This is a genomic window from Simiduia sp. (genome assembly GCF_058345725.1).
In genome coordinates this window covers 123381-137321 of the sequence record NZ_JBTUOC010000028.1, presented here as the reverse complement: position 1 = coordinate 137321, position 13941 = coordinate 123381, and the positions used below count along the sequence as shown (strand labels likewise).

General features: G+C 54.3%; 13 protein-coding genes. 2 read left to right on the top strand and 11 right to left on the bottom strand.

Features of this window, described 5'->3' with window-relative positions; translation table 11 throughout:
• Positions 1-242 precede the first annotated feature (242 nt).
• The 6 genes from ACW8F6_RS06900 to ACW8F6_RS06875 all read right to left on the bottom strand — a co-directional run bounded on the left by ACW8F6_RS06900 (position 243) and on the right by ACW8F6_RS06875 (position 6506).
• Positions 243-632, bottom strand: a complete 390-nt coding sequence (locus tag ACW8F6_RS06900; protein ID WP_491575124.1) for a hypothetical protein — start codon at positions 630-632, stop codon at positions 243-245.
• A 50-nt stretch (positions 633-682) separates the two neighbouring features.
• Entirely contained in the window at positions 683-958 is a 276-nt protein-coding gene (locus ACW8F6_RS06895; RefSeq protein WP_491575123.1) for a metal/formaldehyde-sensitive transcriptional repressor, read from the bottom strand.
• 84 nt (positions 959-1042) lie between these two features.
• Positions 1043-2374 (bottom strand): spinster family MFS transporter, encoded by a 1332-nt coding sequence (locus tag ACW8F6_RS06890; RefSeq protein ID WP_491575122.1) that lies wholly within the window; start codon positions 2372-2374, stop codon positions 1043-1045.
• Between the two features lie 186 nt (positions 2375-2560).
• A complete protein-coding gene (locus ACW8F6_RS06885; RefSeq protein WP_491575121.1) occupies positions 2561-3916 on the bottom strand; it encodes a choice-of-anchor B family protein in 1356 nt (451 codons plus the stop codon).
• An 11-nt stretch (positions 3917-3927) separates the two neighbouring features.
• Positions 3928-4062, bottom strand: coding sequence for a hypothetical protein (locus ACW8F6_RS06880; protein ID WP_491575120.1), 135 nt, complete (start codon positions 4060-4062; stop codon positions 3928-3930).
• Between the two features lie 110 nt (positions 4063-4172).
• On the bottom strand, positions 4173-6506 hold the full coding sequence (locus tag ACW8F6_RS06875; protein ID WP_491575119.1) for a S8 family serine peptidase: 2334 nt from the start codon (positions 6504-6506) through the stop codon (positions 4173-4175).
• Between the two features lie 808 nt (positions 6507-7314).
• Between ACW8F6_RS06875 and ACW8F6_RS06870 the strand changes: the two genes are divergently transcribed.
• Positions 7315-8193, top strand: a complete 879-nt coding sequence (locus ACW8F6_RS06870) for a hypothetical protein (protein WP_491575118.1) — start codon at positions 7315-7317, stop codon at positions 8191-8193.
• Between the two features lie 39 nt (positions 8194-8232).
• A complete protein-coding gene (bluB, locus tag ACW8F6_RS06865; RefSeq protein ID WP_491575117.1) occupies positions 8233-8898 on the top strand; it encodes a 5,6-dimethylbenzimidazole synthase in 666 nt (221 codons plus the stop codon).
• Positions 8899-8928: 30 nt separating this feature from the next.
• Here bluB and ACW8F6_RS06860 read toward each other — a convergent pair whose 3' ends face one another.
• The 5 genes from ACW8F6_RS06860 to ACW8F6_RS06840 all read right to left on the bottom strand — a co-directional run bounded on the left by ACW8F6_RS06860 (position 8929) and on the right by ACW8F6_RS06840 (position 13939).
• The gene (locus ACW8F6_RS06860) at positions 8929-9303 is read right to left on the bottom strand and encodes a DUF6768 family protein (RefSeq protein ID WP_491575116.1); all 375 of its coding nucleotides are present in this window, start codon (positions 9301-9303) and stop codon (positions 8929-8931) included.
• An 11-nt stretch (positions 9304-9314) separates the two neighbouring features.
• Positions 9315-9827: an RNA polymerase sigma factor gene (locus ACW8F6_RS06855; RefSeq protein WP_491575115.1), complete on the bottom strand. Its 513-nt coding sequence runs from the start codon at positions 9825-9827 to the stop codon at positions 9315-9317.
• Between the two features lie 424 nt (positions 9828-10251).
• A complete protein-coding gene (locus ACW8F6_RS06850) occupies positions 10252-10929 on the bottom strand; it encodes a DsbA family oxidoreductase (RefSeq protein WP_491575114.1) in 678 nt (225 codons plus the stop codon).
• Between the two features lie 48 nt (positions 10930-10977).
• Positions 10978-12561, bottom strand: coding sequence for a phytoene desaturase family protein (locus ACW8F6_RS06845; RefSeq protein WP_491575113.1), 1584 nt, complete (start codon positions 12559-12561; stop codon positions 10978-10980).
• A 97-nt stretch (positions 12562-12658) separates the two neighbouring features.
• The gene (locus tag ACW8F6_RS06840; RefSeq protein ID WP_491575112.1) at positions 12659-13939 is read right to left on the bottom strand and encodes a putative bifunctional diguanylate cyclase/phosphodiesterase; all 1281 of its coding nucleotides are present in this window, start codon (positions 13937-13939) and stop codon (positions 12659-12661) included.
• Positions 13940-13941 lie beyond the last annotated feature (2 nt).

Genomic DNA, 13941 nt, shown 5'->3' with positions numbered 1-13941 from the left:
AAGCGATGCGACGTTTTTGCTGGTTGTCGCCGCTCGATGCAAACGACGGCTGATTTTTGCCTTGGTGTTAGGCAACAAAAGGATGAGCGCAATGCAGCGGCACTGCCAATGCGCGACGGTAGAAGCCGGCCACAATCACGCGCCAAGCGCGCGCCAGTGCGCCGCCCGGCCAATAGGGAAGTTGACATAACACTGTCCTGTTTTCGTTAAAACTAAGGGTTTAAACGTTGGAGAAAACAGCGTTACACAATGGGCGGGCGATAGATGGATTCGGGATGGCTGCCACAGAAAGCGGGGAACACAAAGGCAGGCTCACTCTTGTTGGGCGGAAAATCTGGCAGAAAGTTACCGCTCAGAGTGGCGGCATGGGAACCGTGGCCGTGGCAAAGACAACAGTGATCGCAACTGTCGGCCGAAACAGCAAGCGCGTTATCGGCGCTGCCGGCATTGGCTGCCACACGCTCATCCGACAATGGCAGTTCCAGCGCCAAAAGGTGCAATGGGTCTTCGCCGTCGATCACATGGCCGGCCTCCCGGCCGAACTCCAACGCCACAAACAGCCCCTGCACCAACATTAAAATCAGCAGCAGATGCCAAAGGGCGGGCGGTTGGGTATCGCGAAAGTGGCGCATGCTAGGATCTTAAAAACCAAGACTTAAATGAGTTAGTGGCAACTGATCGTCTACTTAAGGTAGGAGCGCAGGACGCTGACCACCTCTTCGACATCGGCTTCGCGCTCGGCCGCAGAAATATCGTGCACACCTAAATGTTCACGAATATGACTTTCCAGCACCTCGCCCATCAAACCGTTAATGGCACCGCGGATTGCCGCAATTTGCTGCAGCACCTTAGCGCATTCGCCCTCTTGCGTCAGCAATTTCTCAAGACCCTCGGCCTGACCGCGAATGCGGCGGACACGAGTTAATAATTTACTGCGCTGCTTTGGTGTATGGGACATGGCGGTCACTCAACATTACATACTGGGGTATAGTATGCCTGTAACCTCGCTAAAGCTCAAGCGCCGCGTCCGCCGGGTGCAGTCCTAGCCACCGGTTTGCGACAGCTCTTGTTGCGCCAGCTCTGCGGGATAAGACCGGCTAGCCACGTAAAAGCAAAAAGCCGCCAACAAGCCAGCGGCAATAACCGCCGACAACATGGCATAGCGCAAACCGTCGGCTCCCAAAGTGGCGCCAAACCAATCGCTTAACCCACCAATCACCACAGGCCCTAAGCCTAGCCCAATGATATTGATCACCAAAAACAACAGCGCGGAACCCATCGCGCGCATACGGCTATCGGCCAGATTGTGGGTAACGGCGATGGCCGGCCCCATATAGCCCGTCATGATACTGCCGGGCACAATGTACATCAGCATGGCTTGCAGCTTCGACTCAATCAGCAAGGTAAATGAGAGCAGCGGAACACATAGCAACAATACCCACATAGGAATCCACAACAACCAGCGCACGTTATATCGGCTCAGCCGGTCGGCCAGGTAGCCGCCGGCAAAGGTGCCAAGGGCCCCGCCCACGCCGGCGATTAAGGCGAGCCAACTGCCAATTTCACCGGTGCCCATGCCGTGGCTGCGCACCAAAAACGACGGCATCCAGTTTGCAAGGCCATAGCCCACAAAACTGCTTAGGCCAGCGCCCAGCGCCATCCAGCGCACGGTGCGCGAACACCAAAAATGACGTACCACCTGCATAAAAGGCAGCGTGTCTTGCGCCACCGTCGACCGGTGCGCGGCTTCGCCAGCCACAACTTTCCGCCCATTGCGCGCAGGTTCTACCACCGTGTATTTCAACAGCAGCGCCACCAGTAAACCCGGCGCGGCGACGGCCCACAAGGCAACGCGCCACCCGTACAGCTCGTTCAACCAACCGCCCATCAAGAGCCCCAGCAAAATACCCACGTTAATACCTAGCGAATAGGTTGCCATGGCCGTTGCGCGGTGCTTTTGCGGAAAAATATCGGAGATCATAGAATGCGCAGGCGGACTACAACCCGCCTCGCCGACGCCCACGCCGATGCGCGCCGCCAGCAGCTGTACATAGGATTGGGCCACCCCGCACAGAGCCGTCATGATGCTCCAAAGTGAAATAGCCAGCGCGATGATATTCCTGCGCGACCCCTTGTCGGCCCAGCGCGCAATGGGGATACCAAAGCCCACATAAAAAATGGCGAACACAAAACCATTCAACACACCCAACTGGGTATCGGACAAGCCAAACTCCAGCTTAATAGGCTCCTGTAAGATGGAGATAATCTGCCGATCGACAAAGTTAAAAACGTAGGCCAGGGTTAGGAGCCCTAGCACGTACAGGCGGTAATTGGGCCGCTCATAGGGGGAGGCCATGGGAGTATCACTGGGCATAGCAAGCTGATCCTTAGACGAGCACGTTATTAAATTTGTCTCGCGTTGATGCGCAGTGTTTAGCGCGCCAATGTCCTTCGCGGTTGGGCAGCCCACATACTAATCACTTGACCACGGCTTGACCAGCGCCTCGCTCACTGATCGCCCAAAGCCTTCGCAAGTTATACGCGGGTACAATTCGCTCGGTTAGGACTCATAATCAGTCACCAAGCTGGTGCAACTGGTATCTTGTGGGAAGTCGGTTTGACCGTCGGCGTCGTTGTCGAGTCCGTCATCGCACTCGGGTACAGCCATTAAGCGAGGGGCAAGCACAAAAAATTCGCCGCTAATATTGGCGGTAACAATGAAGCCATTGTCAAAAAACGGATAGACACTCCAGGCCCCCTCAAAAAGCGCCGTGTCGCCACTGGGCCAGGTGTCAAAAAATGCCACCTCGGCCAGCTCGCCAAACGCCAAATTACCGGTGCGAAGAATACGCACGCCTGCAGTGTAATTAGCCTGAAAAACGTGATTCTGCTTTACATAAAGATTGTGATCAATGCTTTGAGTACTGCTCATGTGTGCACCCGTAAACCGAGGCTGGGCAATCCTGCTGACATCAAAGACCAGCGTGCGCGTGCGAATACCAAAATTTAATTCGTCGGATTCATCGCCTAACATAAAGTAGTTGTGGTCCTCAGAGAGCCAGCCCTGATGGGTGTACCCCACCTGATCGTAGGCAATTTTCGCCACTAAAACCGGCGCCGACTTATCGGTAACATCGGCGATAGTCAATGTATCTTCATTGGCGCCAAAACACAGTTCGCGCCCCCGGTATACAGGATCGTCGCCCCAGTAAATCACGCACTGCACGTCGTGGGTGTAGCCGTCTTCGCTAAAGCAACCCGCAAACGCCGGTTGATGTGGATCGGACATATCGATCATATGTAACCCACCGGCACAGCTGTCGGACCCCACCACATAGGCAAATTGGGTTGCCTCGTTCACCGCCACATTGTGCGCCGAACCAAAGGCCTGATAATGCGCAATGGGCGCGATCACTGCGCCATTATTCTGATCAACCAAGCCTTTTAAATGCACCACCTGCATGCCATGCCCTTCGGCCTCGCTGACCACGACTCCGTGACCGTTGACCACCTTGACATCGCGCCAACCTGAGCTGCCGGAGGCCGTAGGTAAAAAGGCGGCAAACGTCGATGTACCCTGCGCACTGATGCGTACAAAGGCCGTGCCATTACTTAATGCCACCAAGGCATAGTCGTCGCCATTGAGTGCATCCTGCCAGCCCCAAATGTCTGAGGCCTGGGCCGAAAACTGCAAGCCTCCGACGAAGTCCACATGCGAACAAGGGTAACGCCCCGCAAAACCATTGACACAATCACTGCCCATAAGCTCGCTGGCCGTTACTGTGGGCGCAGTTGGCTGTGGCGGTGCCGGGTGCACATGCCCTGCCCCGCCACCGCTACCGCCGCCACAAGCACCGAGCAGCAACGCCACGCCAACCAATACCCAACGACCAGCAACTATCCATTGAACGATCATTGTACGAGCCCTCACTGTGCCAATGCGCGGTGTTCATCTGTTAAAAACAGCGTTTCAATGTACCAGACATTGCCACCTAAAACAGCGCTGCCAATCACCGCGAACAGCACCGGTAAAGACTGCTGCAAGAAGCTGGGCCTGGTCACGGCGAGCGCCTACACCAATGACTGCCAGCGACCAGATACGCAATAAAAAAAAGGGCCCCTTTTCAGGAGCCCCTTTCAATGCGTTAAACGCTAAATGTTGCTGGCGAAACTTACTGCCAATCTACATTCAGGTCTACACCCGAGTAGGCGCGGTAGCCATAAATGCTAATGTGCCACGTGCCTGAACCTGGGTTGCTAAAGTTACAGGTTTCGTTGTTGCCACTTTCATAGGGGCGGCAGTCATAGGCACTGGAGGTGGGCTGAGCGCCGCGACGAACGTACATATCGGCATCACCTGTACCGCCTGACATAACTACGTTCATGCTGGTCATACCGGCAGGAATTTCTACCGTGTAGTGTGCCCAGGCACGACGGTTGCCCGAGAGATCCGTGGCACTTGCGCTGCCCGCACCGCCGCCGCCAGAGGTAGGCTCGGTAAAGGAGCCCGTCAGGCTCACGCCGTCAAAGGTGGAGTAGGCTTTCAACATGACATGGTAGGTACCGGCCTGCACATTGCTGATGGCACACGACTCAGTGTTGCCACTCTTGTAGGGACGGCAGTCGTAGGTGTTAGCGGTAGGTGCGGCACCAAAGCGCACGTACAAATCGGCATCGCCACTGCCACCGGCGGTTGCAAAGTTCAAGTTAGTAGCCCCGGCGGGCACTTCCAGCGTGAACATCAACTCATCGCCAGTGCTGGCACTCAAACCGGTTTTAGCCACACCGTTTTCCAGCGTACCTTCTACAGGGCCTGGGCCACCGGTGTCGCCCGCGCAACCAAAGGTTGTCAGGTAATCACTGGCCGCTTTGGCTTTTACAATACCGTTGCCAAAATACACGTCGTGACCGTTCGCACCGGCATCTTCTGCCGTGGCTTTCAGTGCATTGCGGATATCGGTACCGGTACAGGCTGGGTGATTAGACCAAACCAATGCAGCCACACCCGCTACAGCCGGCGTTGCCATGGAAGTACCGCTCATGTAGCCGTAGTCGCCTGGCTGCACCGCAACCGTAGCAGAGGCCGAGCTTACCAGGGCAGACTTATCTTCCAGCGCCGCGCCCACTGCAGGAATAGTGGTGGCATTGGTATCACCCAAGGTGCCCGACAATACACCGGCGACGTTATTCACGATAATGGCACCAATGCCACCGCTGTTTTGACAGTTTTGTACTTTATCGTGGAAAGAAATGTTACCGCGATCAATCACACACACTTTTCCGCTTGCGCCAGAATTGGTGCTTTCGGCAGTGCCCATGTAGAAAGTTGCACCGGTTACAGAGCCAACATTTTCAAAGGCGGAAGACGCGTAGTCATTGCCATCGACATTCAGGCTGGGCAGAGTCGCACCGCCGGCTGGATAGGTGGACAAGGTGTTAACGCCACCGGCTGTGACTTCAACACAGTTGGTTTTTGCAGCGTTACAGGACGGGAACTGGGAGAAATCGGCAATGGCATTGTCGCTGTCATTCGCGCCCACCATCATCACAGAATCATAACCTGCTGGGTAGGAGCGAACGCTGTTGCCATCGTTACCTGCAGCCGCCAATACCAAGCCACCATTGTTGGTGAATTCTTTAAAGGCGTTTTCTTCTGTGGCGTTAGCTGCACCACCGCCCAAACTCATAGTGATGATAGTTGCACCGGCATCGGTACACAGGGAAGCAGCTTGCGCTAGATCTGAAGAATAGCCCCAGCCGTCGTTGTTAAATACTTTGATGATGTGCATGGGCACGCCTGGCGCCATACCGATCACACCAAATCCATTGTCTATGGCGCCCACGGTGCCGGCTACGTGCGTACCGTGCGGGCCGCCGTCGGCAAACCAGTTGCCGGTGCCCGAATCGTTATCACCGGTGATGGTGCTCCAATTGAAATCGTTGTTCAGACCGCCGGTTTCACCGGTAGAGCCGGCAATACCCGAGTCAATCACACACACTTTCTGACCTGACTGCAGGTTCAGCTGGTTAGCCTGTGACTGATAGACGGCATAGGGGGTAATCTGCGTGGCCGCCGGGTTGCCAACGTCGTCGTTGTACAGGCCCATCAGACGGCGCGGCACGTCTTCTTCTACGTACTCTACCTCTGGGTCCATGCGCAGTTCGGCAATCGCCTGAGCACTCAACTCAGCCGCAATCGCATGATTGTTTTTCATGCGCAATTTTACCTTGGCACCGTGCTTCATCAGCTTGCGCTGGGCTTTGGTCAACTCGCCGTCTTTGATTGCCATTAAACCGCTGCGGCGCAGCTCGGTATTGCCCGAGGTTTTCTTGTACTTAATGATGTAGCGCTTGGGCAACGGGCTATCGGCCTGAGTTTGTGCGCTGGCATTGGTTTGTAAGGCGATGCTTGGCGCATCGGCTTGGGCGCTGGTATGAGCAGAAAGTGCGATCCCCAGGATACTGGCGGTCACGGCAGTGGCTAGTTTACTAACAGGAAACTTCATATGCATTTCAATCCTACTAAAGTGTGGTTTTTATTTTTATCCATCGGTACAACATCAATGTGTACAACAACACAACGCAAAGAAGGTGCCATGCCAATACACAGCAGCAAAAGAATAAGGAGTGAACGAAGACCAAGCAGAATGCCTTGCCTTTACATTGATAAAAACGCTGTCAGTTTTCACTGATCATTATTCTTAAACTGTCACCCTGTCGAAGACCACAGTCGGGTGCTCTCGCCCTCTTATTGCGCCCCCAATATAGGTAATATCCATGTAATAAAAAAGAAGTAGGCTAAAATAGAACACATCTGATACTTTTTTTTAATTTTTTTGCGTACTTTTTGCGTAACAAAGCACTAAAAAAGCCTTTCACACAAAGATGGCCAAGGAGTCACGAGCTATTGAGTCGAAGAAAGGGTCTTAATCCAGCCACTTACCGCTGGAAAATTTCCAAAATGCGACTTAACCGCCGCTTAACCCCTCTTAAAACCACTTAATTATCGGCGATAAAATTAATTAAATTTACACGGCTCCGCCGCTGTCGATTAACACACATCACGCCCTATCCATGCACCAATAAGTGGCACGACAAGGTCGGCGTGCTTCTAGTCAAATGAACAATACAGCGAAGGACATACCCTGCTCTACCGGTCGGCAAAACGACCGAGACAAAACCATGGTACCAGTTAGTTAGCCATTGGCCTGCGCGCCCCGACAGGAGCCTACGCCTGTGAATTGCATTCAATTTTCTGATAAAACTCGCGCTACAATAGCCGCCGCCACCCATTTCAACCACAAGGAAGTTTCCATGCCCTTCGCTCGACTGGTCACCGCCCTCCTATTCATCCAGGCTGCACAATTTTCTTATTCCGATACAGAACCAGACACACTGGCGCGTCTGAAGTTTCTCACCGACGAAACGCAACAGAAAAAAACACTCTGCCACATAACAGCGGTAAACGGGCAAACATTTTCAAGTTACTACAACTACTACCGCACTGACGGCGTTTTTCCAAAAAGCGATATAGAAGAACTCGTGTCGCTCCACGACACCGCCAAAGACAGTCTCAGGTACGCACTTTTTTCCATGGGCATCAATCAGGCCTATGCCGGAATTCCTGGCGATACCGTAGAGGCCAACATGTTTCAGTCCTGCATGAATCACAGTTTGGACGAAGTTGCGAACATGGACGAGTCCGCATCCGAGCGCGCCGATATGGCGCGTCACCAAGCCGCATGGGAGGATGCAAACTGCGACGCTAAAATGGCGCAACTCTACGAGGCAGAGCACCTGGTTTCAGAGGGAAAACCATTAAACGAGAATTTCTTGACCGTGATTGAAGACACCGCCATGCGCGCGGCAATGCGCAAAGCGGCCGCACAATCGGAATCTCTTTTTTCTGCTTATGTCGAACAGTTCAATCAAGAGTGCGGGCGGACTGCTACCGAAATAGCCAGATTGCGCCAATCTGAGCCGGACGCCCAATGCCTGCATTCGGTCAATCAACTCGAAGCCATGTACGACCGCTTTTTGGCTAGCGGTGATCAGCGTTTCGCCGAAGAACAGCTCGCCCAGTGGATTCCCGAGCAGACAGTGAAAAATCAATTAGCGGCAGCGCTACACTCCGAAGACGCATTCTGGGACAAGGTTAGCAACTACCTCGACAATCGTTGTCAGGCGCTTTAAAGATGGACGACGTCATCAGCAACAGCTTGGTACCCTCATATGGATAACATCAATTTTAACGCTACAGATCGGGATAGTCTCGCCGAGATCATGCGCATGCGGCGCGATGTGCGCGGCAATAACTTTCGACCAGACCCGCTACCCGCGCAGGCCATTCAACAAATTCTGGAGGCCGCCACCCTGGCGCCGTCTGTCGGCTTTTCGCAGCCCTGGGAGTTCGTGATTGTGCGAGACCTAGCCACCAAAACACAGGTAAGAGAAAGTTTTGAGAAAGCCAATCAGTCGGGAAAAATACAGTTCACCAACGCAAAGCAGCAGCAGTATTGCGCGCAAAAGCTCGAGGGAATATTAGAAGCACCCCTAAACATAGCCGTCTTCTATAAGCCTTCTGCCATGCCCGTATTGGGGCAACACACAATGCCGGAGATGGGGGAATACAGTGTTGTTTGCGCGGTTCAAAATATGTGGCTCATGGCGAGAAGCCTGAATATCGGCATGGGTTGGGTAAGTATCCTATGTCCCGAGGAGGTTAAGCGAATTTTAAATGCTCCAGTGGAAAATAAGCTGGTAGCCTATTTATGTTTAGGCTACGTAAAAACCTTTTACGAAACGCCCGAGCTGGAGCGCCTGCGTTGGGAAAAACGCAAGCCCCTGCAAGAAGCTATTTTTCTGGATGGTTATCCCACCTGCAACTCAGCCCCCTGATAGCCTGGGGGCGCGGACTCATCGCTAGCGCTAGCCTTCGAGTTTTGCCGTTAAGCGCAGCACGGCGCCTTCCAAGCGCTTTATTTCCCGTAACAGAGAGCCGCGATTCATCTCCTGCATCACCCATTGTTTACAGGCAATTTGAACCATGGCCGCCAGCAGAACGCACACACCCCAATAAAGCCGGTCGTCGGTCAGGGTCGCGGTAAAAAACCGAAAACCGGTCCAAAACATTAGCCCCGTCACAATTAGCGTCACCACATTTAACAGAATCACCCAACGCCCCAAGCCCGCACTAAATGCCCCTAATACCATATCTTTCATGCCATCTCGCTGCTGCAAGATTGCGTCTATTTCAGCCGACTCACCATCGAGGGCCTCTTTGATACGCTCATCTATTTTCATCCTTCACACCTCTAACACTCAAATTTTTGCTGCAATAATCCGCGAGCGCGATGCAGGCGGGATTTGACGGTACCCTTGGGAATTCCCAACACCAGGGCAATTTCCGAAACACTTAACTCATCCAAGTAAAACAGCTGAATTATCTGACGTTCATTCTGCGGTAAACGGTTCAATGCCCGTACCATGTCGCGGCGCTCGTCTAACAGATGCAGGCAATCGTCCGCCTGCGCCTGATCGATGAGAGGCACGTTGCGCCCTTGTCGCCTTAGGCTATCTAAAATATGCCAGCGTACCTGCCGATACATCCACACGCGAAAGGCGCCCGGTTCGCGTAAACGTCTTAGTGCAGAAGCCATTGCCAACCAGGCATCTTGCACGGCGTCCTGGGCGATTTCGCGCTGCTCACACATTCGGTACCCGAACCGCAATAGCGCCGGTGTGAGATATTCGTACAATTTGGCAAAGGCGAGACGATTTCCCTGCCTAGCCGCCATAACCAGCAACGCCATGTCTGCACTGTTCACAGTGTTATTTCCCTGAATCTATTGCGCCTGTCGCGTTCCGCGCATTACCTGCGCCTTTGCCATTTCAAACTTCCCGGTGAAGGCTAGGTCACTTTGCGGTAGGTGTTGGCTTATATCGCTATAGACGGCTCAGCGACGCCAAGGGTTCATTTAATGTTGGGGCGGCGTCAGTGGCGTACAGCTCGAGGCGCTGAGTCAGGCCATTAATGGGCGCGCCATGCCTCAGAGTCCACCAGGAAGAGCCAAGTCACCATAGGGGCTGGGGCGGAATGCAGGGCGCCCAATGCTTCCGCCAGCAAGGATTCGAGGGTAGCTAGGGCGTGCAACGCAGGTCGCCATGCAGCGGCAAACCGGTGCATGCCGCTGAATTTAAACGCGCAAACTCTGGAACACTTGTCGGCGGTCCGGCATCCACACTGACGAATTAACCCCGCGCCTCTGTGCGCACGCGCTCTAGCACCTCTAGTAGCGTACTGCTGGCCTGTGCACCGGAAAGGCCGTATTGGCCAATGACAAAAAAGGGCACGCCTTGAATGCCATACTGTTGAGCCAACGCCTCATCGTTGCGTACCGCATCGGCAAAAGCATCTAAATCCAACACCGCACGCGCGGCGCCCACATCCAAGGCCAATTGCGCCACCGGTTGTAAAAGCGCGTCTGGCTCGGCCAGGTTTAAACCCTGGCCTAAATAACCACGCATCATCGCGTCCGTGAGTGCGTGTTGCGCAGCCTGGGTTTGGCCTGCCGCATCGGTGCTGCCCGCCCATTGAATCAATCGGTGCGCATTAAAGGTATTCGCCACGACGATGCGATCAAAGTCGGCGTGCCCGCCCTCGGCGCGAATGTTGTCGGACATTGTGGTAATCATTTGCCTGGCCTCCTGTAGCGAGCGGTTGTACTTCTTTGCCAACCGCTCAGCGTAGGGTGTGTGATCCGGCGATCTTGGGCGCGGGTCTAACTCAAAGGCCCGCCAACTCACCGTAACGTCGGGGGCTTCGGCGTCCCGTGCAAATTGCGCGAGCGCCTGCTCCAGGCGCTGTTTACCCACGAAACACCAGGGGCAGGCGATATCGGACCAAACTGAAATTTCGATAGTTCCCATTGCTGTACTCGCTTAACTCTGATCGGTCGACAAGGTTGTATCTGACAATTAATGCGCCTTTAAAATCTCGCGAGCGGCGTTAAAGCCCGGCAAGCCCGTCACGCCACCGCCCGGATGCGTACCCGCGCCACATATAAATAGATTCTTCAGCGGCGTACTGTAATCGGCGTAACCCAGAAATGGCCGGTTACACCACAGCTGGTCCAAGGTTAAGGCGCCGTGAAAAATATCGCCGCCCACCAGCCCGAATTTACGCTCTAAATCCAGCGGTGAGTGTACCTGCCGCGCTAACACTGCGCGTTTGAAATTGGGGGCATAGTCATTGACTGTCTCGATAATCAAATCGGCCACCGATTCGCGGTGATCATCCCAGCTGCTGCCATCGGGTAATTGGGGAGAAAATTGTTGGCAAAAAAGGCTGGCAACGTGTTGCCCTGCCGGAGCCAGGGTGTCGTCCACGGTGGAGGGAATCAACATCTCAATCACAGGACGCTCGGCCCAACCCTGTTGACGAGCATCGAGATACGCCTGCTCCAAATACTGCATCGACGGCCCGATAATAATGCCCGACTGGTGGTGCGGCTGACACTGTGTGCCCGGACGGGCCAAAAAATCCGGCAACTCCGATAGGGCCACATTCATCCGGAAGGTGCCTGAACCCACTTTAAAACCGCGCACCCTGCGGCGAAATTCGTCCGACAAATGCTCGGGTGCCACCAGCGTTTCAAACAACAATTTAGGCCCGACATTGGAAACCACCTGCGCGGCTTCGAAATGGCGCCCGTCCACCAGGCGTACACCGGTGGCCTGTCCGGCCTGCACCGTAACCTCCGCCACCGCGGCGTCGGTTTCGATACATACGCCGCGCGCCAAGGCCTCTTTGTGCATAGCTTGGGTAATGGCCCCCATGCCGCCAACAGCATGCCCCCAAGCGCCGGGCACTCCATTGGCCTCGCCAAATACGTGGTGCAGCAAGACATAGGCGGAACCGGGCGTACTGGGCGCGCCATAGGCGCCCACGATACTGTCAAAGGCAAACGCCGCTTTTACCACGTCGCTTTCAAACCAGGCATCCAATACATCGCGCGCACTTTTGGTGAACATATCCAATGCATCGCGCCGCTCGGGTAGCGACAGTGCCCGCAAGCCCATGGCAAACTTGCCTACATGTAACAAGTCCGAAAGACCACCCCCGACATTGGGGGGCGTACTGAGCAGCTCGGAGCGCAATAGTGCGGCCTGGGTTTCCAACATCCGGTAGAAGTCAGCCAAAACGCGAGCATCGCGCGCGGAGTGGCGCGCCACCTCAGCACGCGTTGCCTCGAAGTCTGACATAAACGAAAGGCTGTCGCCGTTGGGCAATGGAAAGAAATTGGACTGGGGGCGCAAGCGAACCTCCAGCCCATGGGCCTGTAAATTCAGGTCTTTAATTATTTTCGGATTCAGCAAACTTACAGTATAGCTGGCAGTGGAATTTCGAAATCCGGGATAAAACTCTTCGGTAACCGCCGCGCCTCCGGTTATAGATCGGCGCTCCAGCACCCTCACCCGCTTACCGGCACTCGCCAAGTAGCAAGCACACACCAACCCATTGTGGCCACCGCCAATGATGACGACATCATCTCGTTGCATAATGATCCTTTATTATTTTCGTTTGCGCTGTGATCGCCATAGTAAGGCGAATAACCGCACTGGGAAAGAGATTCCTATTCGCAAACCCACCCGGCATTTATTGCAGGTGGCTAAGCTGATACCCCTCCAGCCACTGCTCAAACTCTTCGGCGGGCAGCGGGCGTGCTATGAAGTAACCTTGGGCATAATCGCAGCCCAGCGTTTTCAAATGTGCAAGGGTGGCTTGATCTTCTACACCCTCGGCGACAACCTGTAGCTTAAACAGGTGCGCTATTTCAATAATAATTTTTACGATATGTTGGTCCTGCGGATTGTTCAACATGTCTCTGACAAACGACATATCAATTTTTAGTTCGTTGGCGGGAATCTCTTTAAAATAGGATAGCGATGAGTAGCCGGTACCAAAGTCATCAATGGACAGCGAGATACCGCTGTTTTTCAATCGCAGCAGTGTTTCTAATCCTGATTTTTTATCCTCGATGACTGCGGACTCGGTAATCTCAAGAAGCAATCTGTCACTTGCCAAACCCCAAATGGCCAGTGCATCCTGCACCAGATGGCAAATTTCCGGGCCGGCAAGCAAATCGGCTTGAACATTTACCGAAACCGCCAAATTCAACCGTGGCAGCCAAGTTTTCGCCTGGCGTACTGCCGTGTGCACCACCCATTTGGTCAGATTGTATCCTTCGCCGAGCCGCGTCGCCAACGCCACCAACTGGTCGGGCGCCACAAATCCGTGACCCGGCCGCTGCCATCGCAACAGGGCTTCCGCTTGATCGACCTTACCCGTTTTTAAATTAAGCTTGGGCTGATAGTAGAGCGTCAACGCATTGGCCATGAGCGCCGCTCTAAAATCGCGCTCCAGGTGGTGTTGCTGGTGCGCAACGTCCTCGGCGGAATCGACACCCAAGGTTTGCGGGCGGCCGGCCCTGGCACTGCCGAGGGAGGCCTCTGCGCGCTTTAGCAATCCGTAGGCATCTACCACGCCGCCCATCCCGTAGGCCACACCCACAAATACTTCGGGTTCCAAACGCCAGGTTTGAAGTCGCACTTCTTCTTGTAGAACCCGCGTGACTTTATTGGCAGCCATCATCAGCAGTGCAGGGCTCAACATGGCGGGTAAAATAAATGCAAACTGGTGACTGCCTATGCGATACAGCGTATCGGGCAGTTTTCGAATAGCCAGCAAGCGTGCCTGCCAAACGTGCAAAACGCTATCGCCTGCCGCATAGCTGAAGTGCTCATTGATCTGGGCCAGGTTGGCGAGATCAATCAGCAGCAGGCCGGTATGCGCCGTTTCCTGCGCCAACCAGCGATTTACGCTGCGAAGAAAATCTTCGCGCTGAATGATGGGGGCGGATCGATCTGAAGTATCCATGC